Source organism: Nonlabens sp. SY33080, assembly GCF_011784885.1.
Taxonomy (GTDB): Bacteria; Bacteroidota; Bacteroidia; order Flavobacteriales; family Flavobacteriaceae; genus Nonlabens; species Nonlabens tegetincola.
This window is the reverse complement of record NZ_CP050461.1, coordinates 2641867-2656808: the sequence shown is the minus strand read 5'-3', so window position 1 is coordinate 2656808 and position 14942 is coordinate 2641867. Positions and strand designations below refer to the sequence as shown.

General features: G+C 36.9%; 13 protein-coding genes and 1 tRNA gene. 1 reads left to right on the top strand and 13 read right to left on the bottom strand.

Annotated features, from left to right (window positions below):
* Nucleotides 1-163 precede the first annotated feature (163 nt).
* The 5 genes from HCN53_RS12025 to HCN53_RS12005 all read right to left on the bottom strand — a co-directional run bounded on the left by HCN53_RS12025 (nt 164) and on the right by HCN53_RS12005 (nt 3222).
* Complete coding sequence (locus HCN53_RS12025) at nt 164-1015, bottom strand: RteC domain-containing protein (protein WP_167343100.1); 852 nt, start codon at nt 1013-1015, stop codon at nt 164-166.
* Between the two features lie 23 nt (nt 1016-1038).
* Nucleotides 1039-1446 (bottom strand): VOC family protein, encoded by a 408-nt coding sequence (locus tag HCN53_RS12020; RefSeq protein WP_167343099.1) that lies wholly within the window; start codon nt 1444-1446, stop codon nt 1039-1041.
* Nucleotides 1443-1802, bottom strand: coding sequence for a hypothetical protein (locus tag HCN53_RS12015; RefSeq protein ID WP_167343098.1), 360 nt, complete (start codon nt 1800-1802; stop codon nt 1443-1445). Before HCN53_RS12015 ends, HCN53_RS12020 begins: the two co-directional genes overlap by 4 nt.
* 86 nt (nt 1803-1888) lie before the next feature.
* The gene (locus tag HCN53_RS12010; protein WP_167343097.1) at nt 1889-2530 is read right to left on the bottom strand and encodes an SDR family NAD(P)-dependent oxidoreductase; all 642 of its coding nucleotides are present in this window, start codon (nt 2528-2530) and stop codon (nt 1889-1891) included.
* Nucleotides 2530-3222 (bottom strand): NADPH-dependent F420 reductase, encoded by a 693-nt coding sequence (locus HCN53_RS12005; protein ID WP_167343096.1) that lies wholly within the window; start codon nt 3220-3222, stop codon nt 2530-2532. The genes HCN53_RS12010 and HCN53_RS12005 overlap by 1 nt, the downstream gene beginning before the upstream one ends.
* Nucleotides 3223-3388: 166 nt before the next feature.
* Between HCN53_RS12005 and HCN53_RS12000 the strand changes: the two genes are divergently transcribed.
* A complete protein-coding gene (locus HCN53_RS12000) occupies nt 3389-3700 on the top strand; it encodes a winged helix-turn-helix transcriptional regulator (protein ID WP_206063925.1) in 312 nt (103 codons plus the stop codon).
* A gap of 95 nt (nt 3701-3795) precedes the next feature.
* Here the strand turns inward: HCN53_RS12000 and HCN53_RS11995 are convergent, their stop codons facing one another.
* The 8 genes from HCN53_RS11995 to ftsA all read right to left on the bottom strand — a co-directional run bounded on the left by HCN53_RS11995 (nt 3796) and on the right by ftsA (nt 14940).
* Nucleotides 3796-7056 (bottom strand): SNF2-related protein, encoded by a 3261-nt coding sequence (locus tag HCN53_RS11995; RefSeq protein ID WP_167343094.1) that lies wholly within the window; start codon nt 7054-7056, stop codon nt 3796-3798.
* A gap of 310 nt (nt 7057-7366) precedes the next feature.
* Complete coding sequence (locus tag HCN53_RS11990; RefSeq protein WP_167343093.1) at nt 7367-8527, bottom strand: hypothetical protein; 1161 nt, start codon at nt 8525-8527, stop codon at nt 7367-7369.
* Nucleotides 8528-8530: 3 nt separating this feature from the next.
* The gene (locus tag HCN53_RS11985) at nt 8531-8803 is read right to left on the bottom strand and encodes a hypothetical protein (RefSeq protein WP_167343092.1); all 273 of its coding nucleotides are present in this window, start codon (nt 8801-8803) and stop codon (nt 8531-8533) included.
* Nucleotides 8804-9319: 516 nt separating this feature from the next.
* On the bottom strand, nt 9320-10588 hold the full coding sequence (locus HCN53_RS11980) for a site-specific integrase (protein WP_167343091.1): 1269 nt from the start codon (nt 10586-10588) through the stop codon (nt 9320-9322).
* A gap of 265 nt (nt 10589-10853) precedes the next feature.
* Nucleotides 10854-10927: transfer RNA gene (locus HCN53_RS11975), tRNA-Arg, on the bottom strand.
* A gap of 24 nt (nt 10928-10951) precedes the next feature.
* Nucleotides 10952-11398: a GatB/YqeY domain-containing protein gene (locus HCN53_RS11970; RefSeq protein ID WP_060523132.1), complete on the bottom strand. Its 447-nt coding sequence runs from the start codon at nt 11396-11398 to the stop codon at nt 10952-10954.
* A gap of 127 nt (nt 11399-11525) precedes the next feature.
* Nucleotides 11526-13553, bottom strand: coding sequence for a cell division protein FtsZ (gene ftsZ / locus HCN53_RS11965; RefSeq protein ID WP_167343090.1), 2028 nt, complete (start codon nt 13551-13553; stop codon nt 11526-11528).
* A gap of 31 nt (nt 13554-13584) precedes the next feature.
* Nucleotides 13585-14940: a cell division protein FtsA gene (gene ftsA, locus HCN53_RS11960; protein ID WP_167343089.1), complete on the bottom strand. Its 1356-nt coding sequence runs from the start codon at nt 14938-14940 to the stop codon at nt 13585-13587.
* Between the last annotated feature and the right edge of the window lie 2 nt (nt 14941-14942).

The window sequence follows — 14942 nt, the reverse complement described above, 5'->3', positions numbered from 1 at the left end:
TAATGAAAACAACCGCCGAACTGCTTGCAGTTCAAAGCGGTTGTTTTGCTTTGATTTGACATTCGTTTTACAAATGTGTGGCTGTTTGATGGGTTTTATTCGGAAGTTACGAATGGGTTACGAGTAAATTTAACATTTAAATTGATGAATAGGTAATAGCATTTTAGCGCTCATCGTCCTGTATCATACGCTTTTCCAGTTGCTTTTTAAGGGTATTGATGAAATGTGTTCTATCCATTTTTCTGGCGCGTATTTCTATGTAGGTTTTATAGTATTGTCCAAGTTCAATATTGAACATCTGCTCACAGGCGGTGACCATATCCTTTATACCAGCGCGTCCATCTTTGATTGCATTAGATGCTTGTAATGCGTAGATGAGCTCTACAAGGTCAGTTTTATTTGCCGTCCATTTTAAATCTAACTCCGTGCACACATTAACTCGGTTACTTTGAGGAACGGCCTGACCTAATTCTGCCAGTAATTTATTGAAATGCGCCACCAGTAGGTCATAGGCCATAATTTTTGCCATTGCATTATCGTGAGATGTTGAGAACTCTGAATCTGTGTAAAAATGTGAGGTATCAGAAGCTAGGCTCAAATCATCATTACCGCGCACAAAATAATAATGGTCAAACGTGGTGTCATTCTCACGATAATACTTCACAAAATCAATATTTCGCTTATAGTTTGCCTGTAGTTTTTCAATTTCGGCGTCTATGAAATTTCTTTGCTTTTTAATGCTACCGGCAGGCTTTTGCAGAAGATAGTTGTACAGCTTTGCAAAGAATTTGAGCCTTGAATAGACAAAGGGTTTTTGAACTTTGAAAAAATGAATTTCTTGCTCCTCCTGGTCAAAGTTGATTGTTCTAAGTGCTACCCTTAAATCTTGAAGACACTTTCGCGAAAGCTTAATACCATTCTCAATATTTTGAAATTCACTCAGGTCTGATTTTTCAATGAGTTTTACCTCATCTCTGAAGCGCTTTATTATGTTATCAATTATTGGATTGTTCAATTATAGGCCGTGAATATGTCTTTTTACTTAATTTCGGATTGTTGTCTTAGATACTCATTTTTTAGATAGTCGTCGTCCTTAGTTTTCTGATAAACTCCATATTCTTTGCCTGATACATCTTTGAATAAAACGCATTGGCCATCTGGAATTCCAAACGGTTCTGAACTCAATTCAACGCCATTTTTTTTCAACTTCTCAATGCTTTCTGTCAAATTATCGGTACGATAAATATGGATTTGTTTGTAGGATTCTAGATGGTTTGCTATTAGAATAGAGTGGTTTGCATTTCCAAGTTTAATCGCGCATACTTTGGTTCCAAACCGTTCGAATTCCCATATCAATTCCGCTTCCAAATCATTCTGAAAGAAAGATTTTTCAGAGTTATAATCTGATGTTCCCTTGTAAATATATTTGAGCTCTTCAAAAATCATTTATCAATAAAACATATCACGTTATTTATCTTGTTTTGAGAATCATACTCTCCTACGAAAATCCCTGTTGACAAGACTTGTCCCTCGTGTTCCATTTTCCACTTCATTCTGAAAGCGTAGTTGTGAAACTCTGGTTCATCGACCATTTTCAGGTGGTGCGGTAGTCGAGAACGGAATGTTATAATAATCTCTTTCATCTCTTCCAGACTAGCTACTGGCGCTGGAATATGAGGGTCAATGTAGCGACCGTTTGCCGAGAAAGAAGAATCCAACAATTCCTGTCTTTCGCCATCTGACGACACATTCCACGCTTCAATGTATTTATTTAAGATTTCTAACTTGTTCGTGTTGTCCATAATACTGGTTTCGTTTTCTGTTTGGGCTAATCCTAGTCCTGTCAGAATTAGGGCACCCAACGTTAAAATTTTGTAATACATCTTTATTAATACTGAATTTCTATTTGACTGCGCTCTTGATGCAACTGCCAGAACTTTTCTGCCAATATCGCTGGTGAATGCGTTTCGCTTTCGTGCTGTATGTAACCATCAATAGTGACAGTTCCAACAAAAATCCCATCTTCCTTCAGGCTATCGTTAAGTTGAAAAGCCAAATTTCTGAGAGCAGATTTTCCTAAGGAAAGAGAACCGAATTGCGCACTAGGCTGTAATGCGAACGCACCGCCAGTAAATAGAACCACTCCTTTTTCGGTTTTTAAATCGGGATGTAATTTTTTTACGGTGTGAAAGGCATTTGCTGTAGAAATTTTAAAGTCCTCAACGATTTCCTCGGTTGTCTCTTCCATCAAATTTTTCATTTTGAGCGCGGCGGCGTTGTAAATGAGGGTATGGACACTACCCATTTGACTTTTGAGGTCATCGATTGCTTTATCTAACTGAGCTGAGCGGTAGGCATCAGCTGTCGCATAAAATGCCTTTATCCCTTGTTTTGATAAATCAGAAACTTGACTCTCAAGTTTCTGAGGATTTCTGCTTATCAATCCTATCTGGAAATCCTCATTTCCAAATTTTTGAGCGAGCCCAGTACTTAGTCCAGGTCCTGCGCCTATAATTATTGCATTTTTCATTATGATTTTATGTTTAGATTAAAATTGAAATACGGTGTTTGCACTTTTGCAAATACTCGAAGCCATAGCGGAAGTAACATCTCGGTACCGCGTGCGGTCGTAATGTCGCCCAGGTCAAAAATTTGATTCTCATTCCAACCAAAACTTTTTAAAACCTCTGCTACATCCACTTTTGCGTCTTCGTCATTACCGCTCATAAATACAGTATGCTCACTACCGAGTTCTGAGGGACTTACCATAACAGGGTTGCTCATTGTATTGAGGGTTTTTACAACTTTGAGCTTTGGATATTTTGCTTGAATCTGTTCTCCAAGGCTATCTGTATTTGAAACAGACAATGTCGGTGGAAACCCATTACTGAAGTCCAAAGGATTTGAGATGTCAATCATAACTCTGTTATTGAGTAGAGAGTCGCCAACCGTCTCGAGACAGTCTAAAGCGTGCTTACCGCTCATTGCGAAAACGATTAAATTAGAACCCTTTTCCACTGCGGTTTTAAAATCTACAAGAGATACTTCTGGCGTTGCTTTGAGCCACGCCGATATTGGTGGATTACCAAAAGCATCTGACTCAGTATTTTCCATTGTGTTGGAAGGGTTTCTCGTTCCGATAAAAATCTCGTGGTCTAAGCTGAGTATTTTCTTTGCTAATGCCTGCCCAACACTTCCTGTTCCTAAAATTGCTACTTTCATAGTGTTTGTTTTTATTTTATACTATACATTTGTTAGTATCAAAAGTATAGATAGTTTTAGACGTAAACAATAACTAACAATTGTGTTAGTATAAATTTGAATAGAGATGATTTTAAATGGCAAAGAAATACGAGTTATCATAGATGGCGGAAATTTTCACTGCGCAATGGATGTTGCATCCAAATACCTTGGTGGTAAATGGAAGACTATTGTTCTATGGTATTTGAAAGATGAAGAACAGCGCTTTGCAGACTTAAAGAGAGTAATACCTCAAATCTCCGATAGAATGCTCTCCATTACTCTAAAGCAACTAGAAGATGATGGGCTTATCGATAAAGAAGTTTATACAACTAAACCACCACATAAAGTAGGTTATCTTCTTTCTGATTTTGGAAAGTCCAGTGTCCCAATGCTTGAAGCAATAGCCCATTGGGGTCGTGCCGTTAGTAAAACTAGAGGGAAAATTGTTGAGGTTTGAATTGCAACCAAAAAGCAAATTGATTCACGAAGGAATATCAGTTTTAAAAAACGCGGAAAAATTATCTAGCGTAATCGCTAGTTAGTGACAAGGTTTTACAACTTATTTCGATGTTTTGGAACGCCTACAATACAAGAAGCAATCTTATATTCTAATTTTTCATAAGAAGGTACTTTTTCAAGTAGATCTTCGATGTACTCGTAATCAAGGTCGATTTTATTGATTTCATAATCTGTTTTTAGTGCGTTGAGGTTGAACACTTCCCTCGTACTTTTGTTTCGACCGCGTTTATTTTCCAAGAATGGTTGTAAAATTTTGATCCAGGCTCTGGCGAACAACTCTATATCTAGCAAGTTGCGTTTTCCAAAATAACTTTTGAGGATTTTGCTCGATAATTTTTTTTCTTCGTGTGATATCGTTCGTTTCGCGTTTTTCTTTTTTAGAATGTGCTCTGCAACTTGAATAGCCCTTTTCTTTTTCGGGCTTAACAACTCCAGTTCGTTCGCTTCTAAGATAGATAGGTATTTCACTAAATAGCCATTATTCCATTCACATCGTATGGGCTTTTGGGTTAAGTGATGGCGTAAATTATCACAAATAGAACTGTAATCTGTTATAATAGCTTCCGAACCTTCTTGTTTGATGTAAAACCACTTAGAGCTTTTTGTTTTAGTAGCCCTTAACGCAATAAAACACCATTCCACATCACTTTCTAAAAAACAGACACCAGTCTTAACGCTACTTGTAACATCAATAAATTGCTGATAATCGAGTTCGGAAATGAGCCCTTTGCTTTCATCTTTGAGGTCTAAAATGGGTTTGAAGCTATTCTTTATGTCCTCCCAAGAGTTGTCCTTTTCCTGGTACTCTATAAACTCTTGAATTACATCTTTAATATTTTCTGTCTTTACAAAATGCTTAAATCTCAAATCATCTGGAACATCAAAATTTGAACCTATAGTATCATTGACGAGATCATTCAATTCCATCAAGCGTTTGTCGCCTTGAAGTGAAAACTCCTGACTATCATCTGGCCAGTACATTTCTATAAAATCGTGCATTGTATCCATTCTGTCTATGCGACCAAATCGTTGTTCCACGATGCGAATAACACTTGGCAAATCTAATAGCGTTACCGCAGATGCTTTTTGCAAGTCAACACCTTCAGACATCATATCGGAACATAGTGCGATAATCTTTTCATCATTCTGAGACGTAAGTATGAATTTCTCGATAACCTCTTTACTGCCTTTGTTTTTGGTGTCGCCAGAAGCTACCAAGACCTTCTGCTCAGGACTAAGTTTAGTGATGAGATGTTTTAGATAGTGAAGTGTGATTAGGCAACTGTCAAAAGCTAAAACCTTTTTATGTGATTTGGTTTGATTTAATAGTGTGTTTGCTTTACCTAATTCTCTTTTGTTGGATAATTTTATTATTAAGTCAGCAATCTGTAAATAGATTTGCTTTTCTTCTTGGCACGCCTCAAGGTATTTTGCATTGTCTGTCATCCAGTCCGGCCAATCACAATCTTTGAAATCGGAATGGATATGTGGAAGCGTACCGCTTTCGATTAGTTTATCCAGCTCCTTAACCTTTATTTTATTCTTACTTGTAAATTTGAAGTTCAGTCTCGTATTCTCAAACATTTTCTCAACCCCTATTATGTGCTCCAAAATAGCTGGTCGCGAAGAACGCAAAGTATATCTGATGTAATAAATAGATAAGTATTTTGAAGCATTCAATCGACGATTAACATAGTTTTGTTTTTCGTCATCGTTGAGGTATCGATAAGGTTTATTTGTCCTTCTTAAGTATGTGATACCTTTAATTGACTCACAAAGTTTGTTGATTCTCTTAACCAACTCTTTGTCCCTTTCTGTTTCCTCAGTCTTATACGTCTTCGGTACTTGTTTGGGGAACTTACACACCTCATCAAGTGCATTTTTGTAGCGGTGTGGTGCTTTCTCTATCTCGGCATTAAGTTCTTTTTTTGTACGCCTTACAGTAAACTTGCTTATAAAGCGCTTTAGGTTTTTTATGTCATTCGAAGTATTGGATAGATCGGTAGACTTTTTCAGTTTCTTAAATGACTCAAAGCTCTCATCGTCTAAATTGTCAATATCCAAAAGTTCAATCATTTTAAGTAAATCATCCAATTTCTTATTGATTGGTGTTGCGGTAATCAGCAATTTATAATCCGCGTTATTCTGCCTGACCGCTTTACTTCGCTTGGTATTAATATTGAGATAGTTGTGTGCCTCGTCAATAGCAAGAATATGTGCATTTTTCAATTCTAACTGTGCTTTCTTCAATTTGTTCTTACCAGATTGACTGAGGGTCCCGCTTGAAATCTGATTATTTAAGATGGTTTCCAGCTCAATAAATTCTTTGCTCCACTTTTCTTGAACTAATGGTGGACAAACTATAAGCGAATTTGCCTTATCCCGATTACCATTTTCATATAGCCAGCTTTCTAATGCAAGAATGATAGTGGAACAAAGTTTTGTCTTTCCGGCACCCGTTGGGTCTGCGATGAGAACATTTGAGTTTTCCTGAAGAATGGACATAGCCTGTGTTAATCCCTGCCATTGTGTTGGCCATAAATTAGAACGCTTAAGTTTTTGTACTAAACTTTCATATTCTTCAAGCCATTTGCCTTCTAGAACTTCGCTCATCGCTCTGGCCAAAGCATCACGCCAATCCACCTGAGCAATTAAGTCTTTTAGGAGATCTTTTAGCTTATCATATTCACTAGCTTGATTAAAATAGTTGTCAGCAATTTGTTTGATTGACTCATACTGTTCAAAATCATCATCCTGTGTTATTCGGAAATTCGCCTCAGTTTGATGAATTAATCCATTATTGCTGAAATTGGATGAACCGATCATAGCCGTCTTATCGCCTACGTATATTTTGGCGTGTAGTTTATTGAAAAATCGAATTGAGATGTTGCCCGAATCGAGTTTGGTAATGAGACTTATGACGCTTCCGCCTTGAAGAATAGAAAGCCCTTTTGACAACCAATATTCCTTAATTTCCTGATCGAGAGGTTTAGGCTTGTATCTTTTACGACCTCTGAAGTTTGGATCGAAACCCAAAACAATTCTAATCTTTTTACCTTGTGTATATTGGTCAATTTCCCCGAAAGTATCAATCAAGTGGGAAAGTGAAGTATAACCAGTAAGTATTGTAAAAGAATTAGCCCTTTCAATGTCATTCATTAGAACACTAGCAACTCGCTTACTGTGTTCCTTGATATTGAGTGGAAATAAATGCTGTTGGGGCCACGTGTAGAGCGGTTCCGGTACAGTGTCGAAGTTAAAACTAAGTTGCTCAGAAGTTGCATTTTTATCCATTTACCTATATCATATAGCGAAGGCTATGTTTTTAGGTAAATTTAACAATTTACTTGATTAGCTGAATTTCAAGTTATTTCCTCGCCAGTACGCGACCAAGAATTGACTGCGGTATCTTCAGAATTGTGTGGATTTTTGGTTTTTGATTTCAAATTATCCCTAAGCTTTTCTATATCCAAGCTAACTTTATGCTAAAGGACTCAGGCGTAAATTTACACGGTTGCCATTTTTGTGTGTCCCAGAAATTTGGAAACCAATTCTATAGGTACGCCATTGTAAAATCGCTTGGTTGAGAATCAAACCACGAATTTTAATTAGGAACATTTTCGATAAAATCTTCAAATGGGATACTATACTTATCTTTTTTGAGTAAATCCGAGTCATTGTCGACCGTAATTCGTTCATACGTTATTTCTGGAATTACCTCAATCGATAGTTTGCCCCCTGCCTTAAAACTTTTTGAAAGTAACTTCCAAGTCAAGTTATGAGTTTTATGTTCTACCGGAAACCTCAAGTAAAAGGTATCAGAAGGAAAATTATCATCACTAACGAGAACTTTATTTTTTGGCTCTATTTCTATAGAATGTATTTCTTCATTCCAATGAGTATCAAAACTAAAATTCATTCCTGATATAATAATTGATGAAATATCTTTATGATTTTTGTAGGTAAATCCGTTACACTCTTGTGGAAATGTAATATTAAGTTTCCAATGTTCAAGAGGTTCTGAGCCTGTATTTGATAGAATTATCTTGAAAGGAATTAAGCTACGATTGAAGTCTTTGCCTGTTTTACGATGAAACCCTGCTGTTGCATCGAAAATATTTGGTGTTATCCAATGGCTTTTCACTATATCATCAATCCAATCCGGTTTAATCTTCTCAAACTCTTTTTCCAACTCACTCATTTTAGTTTTAGAAATATACCTGTTTTGTTGAAATTTGGGTTTTTCTGTTTTGTGTGTTAGACCATTTTGGAAAACTACCTCAACAGACTGGTTAGTTTTAAAAGCGTTGCTGTTTACGTAAAATGAGTAGGTTTCTTTGTTTTCAAAAATCAAATCGACTATATCTTCCCAAGAGAAAAGATGGACTTCAAATAGCCCTGCATCAATGTTAGAAACATTTATTTCTCTAACAAAAGTTTCAATCTTAGAATCCTTGTTTGCTGTGGTAGCAAAATACATCTTGGCCAGAGCTGGTTTAAAGTTCTTGGCTTTTTCAATTTCGTTTAGTATTTCTTTTTCTGTAAGCTGAGCGTGCACATATTCGTCTTTGCCTTTACATTGAATACCGTAATACACTTTGGAATTTATAGGTATCCCATATACATCAATACCGTTTTGTTCCTGTCCTGTACGACCGTTTTTCTTTATTTCAGGACATTGCCAAATTTCGCCCCAGAGCCTTTTGCATAAGGATTCAAAATCTTGCCAGTTGGTTGGTTTGGGTAATGATTGTGGTGCTTTCATAGGCTATTTGCTCAGTTGCATTGATTTTAGTTCAGAAACAGGAATAATTGTCGTCGTAGCCTTTTTCTGTGAATAAAAGAAAAGATAGTTCTGAGTTTTTCCAATGTAATAGAAATGATTTTCAGATTTCAATTTTGTACCATCTTTAAGAGCAAATTTTGAGTCTGAATAGTAGTTTGTCATTTTTACTTTATAGGCTTCACTTAGACCTGAAATAGCAGAGAACACACAAAGGTTGACAGCTGAAAGTAATAAAAGAGCTGTCAATTTTTTCACTTTTAATTTCTTTTTTCTGAAGACAGATCTGCCTTCAAAATAAATGAAAGGGTTTATGTAAATCGCTACGAATAGTAAAATTATCCACATTGCATATTCGTGTTGATAAATTCTCTCCACATTTATGAATACAACGTACAAGCTTACTGCCGAAATAACCAGAAGAACTAACTTATTCCAATGAAAAAAACCGTTATTCTTTACCTTTTCAAAAGGCCCTTATTGTCACTTGACTTATTATAAAATAGTAATATGACGAACATATTAAGCAAAAGAAAAATGAGAAAATATAAAACATTGTCTTGCACTAAAAGAGTGACTTCTTCAAGCTTTATAAACGGAATAATAGAAATGCCAAAAGACTTGAAATAAATATATAGTCTCATTAAGCCTGCAAGTAGAATCGACGTGGCAATAAAACTATAGGCTTCTATTTTGTTTTCAATCATTTAATATTGAATTATACGCTTCTAAAGATACTAATAATTCAAATCGATCGGAATTGATTTGTCATCTTCAATTTTCATTACTCGATTTGTATACGTTTTTTTTTACATTGGATTTTTTACTTAAAACTATTCTTAATGCATCAACATCAGAGCTTACTTTGTGCTCAAGCACTCGAGCATAGATTTGCGTTGTGGCGATTTTGGTGTGTCCTAAGAGTTTTGAAACTGTTTCAATAGGCACACCGTTGGAAAGTGTTATCGTGGTTGCAAACGTGTGGCGTGCCATATGAAAGGTGAGGTTCTTTTTAATACCGACGTGGTTGGCTACTTCCTTGAGATATGCGTTCAACTTCTCGTTAGTAATTATAGGCAGTAACGATGAGGTTACAGCTGTCATTGGATGGTCGCGGTACTTCCCTATGATTTCATTTGCTTTCCCTAATAGTGGCACTTTTACTGCGGACTTAGTTTTTTGACGTTTTGTCACTATCCAGTTACCGCCGTCGATGCCTTTCATTATATTGTCCGCAGTTAGCGCCATAATATCCACATAGCTAATTCCTGTGTAACAACTGAATACAAACAGGTCACGAACTCTGTCCAACCGGTCGCTATTAAAGTCGTGGTTCTCGAGTTTCTCTAGCTCAGTTTCTGAAAGAAACTCGCGATTTGTTTTCTCGTACTTCGGTTTCCATCTTGCAAATGGGTCACGTTCTAACCATTCCAAGTGGTAAGCAAGCGTGACCATCTTACGTAGGCGCTGGATATGCTTCATAATGGTATTTTGGCTTAATGCCTTTGGGTGGCCAACTGGCCAAATATTGGCCAGATAATTTTCAAAGTCAATCAAAAATTTGTAATCTAACTGTTTGAGATAGATATCTGTTGTTTTCTTTTCTTTCTGAAGAAACTTGTTGAGGTAGTTTTCCGTAACGCCAAAATTTCGAATAGAACCGATTGCAAGTGTGTTTTCTATTTTCTTACTGTGATACTCGATGAGGTCAAGTAGGGATTTTGATTTCTCATCGTCGCCAATGAACTTAGCTTTGATGTTTTTTGCTGTAACGAGCTCTTCTTTGTAGATTAGGTCCTGATAGATTTGGAAGAGTTTGTTGTAAGACTGCTCAATGTAATTGTTAAGCTGTCGCGCACCTGCTCCCGAGCCTTTACATCGACTCTTTTTTGCATCCCATTGATTAACAGGAACGCGTCTTTTTAAACTGATGTTTGAGCGCTTTTGATTGACCGTTACTCTAACATAGAGTAACGCCTCGCCATTTGTCGCGTTTTTTTGATCAGTCCAGAAACTGACACTAAAGGTTTGTTTACTTCGCATAGTTGTCGTCTTTTAGATTTTATAAATCGTCTTGACGAATGTCAAATCAACTATAGCAAGGCTTTCAAAGATATTTCAGTTTCTGTCAGTTCAACTGACAGATTGAAATTAACTGACCGATTACCTACCATATTAGGTCATATCATATCATTTTATATGGTAGTCCAAAAACCACAAAACCACGCAAAACATAATGTTTGCGTGGCTTTGATAAGAATTGTTATTCTTTAAAGTGACCTCGGCAGGATTATGTCCTTTCGAGTTGTGACCACGGCAGGATTCAAACCTACGACCGCTGGAGCCGAAATCCAGTGCTCTATTCAGCTGAGCTACGTGGCCAGTTTTTAAGTCTAGCTAAACGCTTTAACTTAGTTTGCTTTTTACTATTGTGCTTATCGTACGGCCATCGGCTTTACCGGCTAGTAATTGGTTAGATCTGCCCATTACTTTACCCATGTCTTTCATTCCTTGTGCTCCAGTTTCATCAATTACTTGCTGTACAATTTTTGCAATTTCATCTTCACTTAGTTGTTCTGGTAAAAATTGCTCAAGCACTTTGGCTTGCGCTAGTTCTGGTTCTGATAAATCTGTACGATCTTGTTCTTCAAATATTCTTGCGCTGTCTTTACGTTGTTTAACGAGTTTTTGAACGATCTTAATTTCTTCTTCTTCAGAAAGAGTATCAGATCCGCCAGAAGTTTTTGCTAGTAACAATTCGCTTTTAACGGCTCTTAAGGCTGCAAGGGCTGTTTGATCTTTTGATTTCATGGCATCTTTCATTGCCGTCATTACAGATTTCTCTAAACTCATAACTTTACATTTAGGCATCAAAAATAATAAAATTGATAAGGGAACTACCTTTAATAAATACCAAAAAAAAGCGCTCAATACTTGGGGATGTATCAAACGCTGTAAAAAACACTTTTTAAACTAAATCTTAATCTGGCGCGTCGTGTAAAAACGAGTTGTTACTTGATCTAAACTGTAACTCATCATTTTCATCAATATTCAAGGTTGTTCTTGATCGTCCATCGTCAGTTTTTGGAGCTTCTAACTCTACACCTTGACGTTTAAAAGCTGGTTGCTTTTCCAGTTCTTCCAATCTGTGCGAACTCTTGAATTTAAAATTTAAGTGATGCATGGTGCGTTTGCGTTTTTCGGCATTACGCAACAACATTTCATTTATTGGTAATTCAGTAGGATCAATTTCTTCGTCAATTTCCATACTTGACTCCACATCTTCAGCTGGTGCTTGCACTGTTTTGGCAACTATTTCTAGCTCCGGTTCTATCACCGTATTTGTTTCCTCAACTTTTTTAACAGGTTGTGCATTGACTAGCTCATCTTCTTTTTCCATGTAGTCGTCTAGTGAATACTTAGTAACACCCGTTTCATTTACTTCAGTCACTGGAATAACGTGCACTGGATCATTAACCTCTAGGGCATTAATTTCTTCCGTATTTTCCTCGTCCATACCCAATTGTTGAGACAATGGTAAGTCAAAGTCTAGAAAGAATTGATCGCGTTCTTCTTCTATTGATTCAACTTCTGGTTGTTGTACAACAGGAGTTTCCTCTATAACAAAATCTAATTGTGATTGAGGTTTTACATCTAGTACTTCCTCGTACACCACCTCTATATTCTTAAGAACTTCAGTTGTTGGGATAATAGGATTAGGTTCATCTTCAAACAACTTTGGCATAACTGGTATAGTGTCTTCTGGATCCTCATCGCCTAATTCATGTTTAATGATTAAAGGTTCTTGAGGTTGTGATGGCTGTACTGTTTTTTTTGGTTCCGCTTTCGCGAAAGCGTTATTATCAACTGCCTGTATATCATCTTCATGATCTTCTTCTAAATCAAGAATCAGTTTTCCTGGCACCACTTTATCAGTAGCTTCATCTAAAACACGTGAAGCGCGCTGCTCTTCCTCTAAGGTGTGAATGATGCGTTTTGCTTCTGTATTAGATATTTCGTTTTGCTGTTCAGCATTAAAGCCAGTTGCGATAACCGTTACAGCAATTGAATCTCCTAATTCTTCATCCTCACCTACACCCATGATGATGTTTGCGCTTCCACCAGCTTCAGACTGTATGTGCTCGTTAATCTCACTTATTTCATCAAGGGTAATCTCTTCTGATCCAGACACGATAAGTAGCAACACGTGTTTTGCACCAGTAATTTTATTATCATTAAGCAATGGTGAGTCCAATGCTTTAATTATTCCTTCTTGGGCACGATTTGATCCGGTAGCATGAGCACTACCCATTATTGCTGTACCAGAGTTTACTAGAACCGTTTTTGCATCGCGTAGGTCAATGTTCTGGATGTAGTGCTTTGTAATTACCTCGGCAATACCTCTTGAAGCAGTAGCGAGTACTTCATCTGCCTTAGAAAAACCGGCTTTAAATCCTAAATTACCATAAACGTCTCGTAGCTTGTTATTGTTTATAATAATCAGGGAATCAACTGACTTTCTAAGTTTATCTATTCCTTTTTGGGCTTGTTCGTTTCTTATTCTTCCCTCAAACTGAAAAGGTGTTGTTACGATACCTACAGTAAGAATATCCATCTCCTTTGCTACCTGAGCTATCACAGGTGCTGCACCAGTTCCTGTTCCTCCACCCATTCCTGCTGTAATGAATACCATTTTAGTATTGGTATCTAACAATCTTTGAATTTCTGAAATAGATTCTTGCGCTGCTCTTTCTCCAATTTCTGGATTTGCACCAGCACCCAATCCTTCTGTCAAGGATACTCCTAATTGTATTTTATTAGGGATAGGACTGTTCTCGAGCGCTTGAGCATCTGTATTACAAATGACAAAATCTACACCTTTAATTCCTTGTTGAAACATGTGTTTAATGGCGTTGCTTCCACCGCCGCCTACTCCTATTACCTTAATCACATTTGATTTGTTCTTAGGTAAGTCAAAGGATAAATCGCTTCCTACTTCCATACTCATTTATGCTACTTTAAATTTTGTTCTTTCTCTTTTATTCTGCGTTATCTATAAACTCTTTTACTGATTTTACCCAGTTTGAAAAGAAGTTGTTAGATGGTTTTTTCTGTGGTTTTTCTTTAGGTTGTGGAACTTCTTCTTCCTCAACCTCTGTATTAGATTCAGGTTGTACCTGTTGTACTACTGGTGCTACTTCTTCTATTATCTCTTCCTCTTCTTCAATAACCTCAAGCTCTTGAAGGCCTTTCATTACCAGACCAACAGCTGTGGCAAAAATCGGACTAGTGTTTTCCTTATCGCTATCACCTGCCAGATGTTCATTAGGGTAGCCTATACGAGTAGGCATTCCTGTAACATACTCGGTAAGTTGTTTTATATGCTTTAATTGACTACCACCACCTGTAAGTACTATTCCTGCGATAAGTTGTTTTTTAGGTTGGTCAAAACCGTAGTTTTTGATTTCCATAAAAACGGATTCTAATATCTCAACCACTCGCGAGTGAATTATTTTACTTAGGTTTTTAAGCGTAATCTCTTTGGGTTCTCTACCTCTTAATCCAGGAATAGAAACAATCTCATTGTCTTTATTTTCTCCTGGCCAGGCGCTACCGAATTTTGTTTTAAGTAATTCTGCCTGCTTTTCTATAATTGAGCAACCAGCTTTTATGTCTTCAGTAATGATATTTCCTCCTTGTGGTATTACTGCTGTATGGCGAATGATTCCATCTTTAAAGATGGCCAGATCAGTAGTTCCACCACCTATATCAATTAAGGCTACTCCAGCTTCCTTTTCATCGCTTCCCAGAACAGCATCAGCACTAGCGAGTGGTTCTAGAGTTAGATTTTTAAGTTCCAGTCCAGCGCTTTTTATACATCTACCAATATTTCTTATTGAGGCTATTTGCCCTACTACTACATGAAAATTGGCTTCTAATCTACCACCGTACATACCGCATGGTTCTTGTACATCGCTTTGACCATCTATTTTATATTCTTGTGGTAGAACATGTATAATTTCTTCTCCAGGCAGCATCACTAGTTTGTGTACTTGATTGCAAAGGTTTGCAATATCAGTTTCATTTATTACGGATTCACTATCCTGTCGAGTAATATAATCGCTGTGTTGTAAACTGCGTATATGTTGACCTGCTATTCCTACTGTTACATTTTCAATTTTAATACCGCTTACGGTTTCAGCTTGTTGAACTGCTTGCTGTATAGATGTAATTGTTTGAGTAATGTTGTTTACAACACCTCGATGTACACCTAAACTTTTTGATTTTCCTACACCTAGAATCTCGAGCTTACCATATTCATTTTTACGACCAATCATTGCCACAATTTTTGTGGTACCGATGTCTAGTCCTACTGCATATTCTTGTGCTTCCATTT

Excerpts from the sequence above, each read along its gene's own strand:
- HCN53_RS12000 (WP_206063925.1), top strand. The coding sequence starts at position 3,389 with ATGGATGTTGCATCCAAATACCTTGGTGGTAAATGGAAGACTATTGTT.
- HCN53_RS11980 (WP_167343091.1), bottom strand. The coding sequence starts at position 10,588 with ATGCGAAGTAAACAAACCTTTAGTGTCAGTTTCTGGACTGATCAAAAA.
- ftsZ (WP_167343090.1), bottom strand. The coding sequence starts at position 13,553 with ATGAGTATGGAAGTAGGAAGCGATTTATCCTTTGACTTACCTAAGAAC.
- HCN53_RS11990 (WP_167343093.1), bottom strand. The coding sequence starts at position 8,527 with ATGAAAGCACCACAATCATTACCCAAACCAACCAACTGGCAAGATTTT.
- HCN53_RS11995 (WP_167343094.1), bottom strand. The coding sequence starts at position 7,056 with ATGGATAAAAATGCAACTTCTGAGCAACTTAGTTTTAACTTCGACACT.
- HCN53_RS12020 (WP_167343099.1), bottom strand. The coding sequence starts at position 1,446 with ATGATTTTTGAAGAGCTCAAATATATTTACAAGGGAACATCAGATTAT.
- HCN53_RS12005 (WP_167343096.1), bottom strand. The coding sequence starts at position 3,222 with ATGAAAGTAGCAATTTTAGGAACAGGAAGTGTTGGGCAGGCATTAGCA.
- HCN53_RS11970 (WP_060523132.1), bottom strand. The coding sequence starts at position 11,398 with ATGAGTTTAGAGAAATCTGTAATGACGGCAATGAAAGATGCCATGAAA.
- ftsA (WP_167343089.1), bottom strand. The coding sequence starts at position 14,940 with ATGGAAGCACAAGAATATGCAGTAGGACTAGACATCGGTACCACAAAA.
- HCN53_RS12010 (WP_167343097.1), bottom strand. The coding sequence starts at position 2,530 with ATGAAAAATGCAATAATTATAGGCGCAGGACCTGGACTAAGTACTGGG.
- HCN53_RS12015 (WP_167343098.1), bottom strand. The coding sequence starts at position 1,802 with ATGGACAACACGAACAAGTTAGAAATCTTAAATAAATACATTGAAGCG.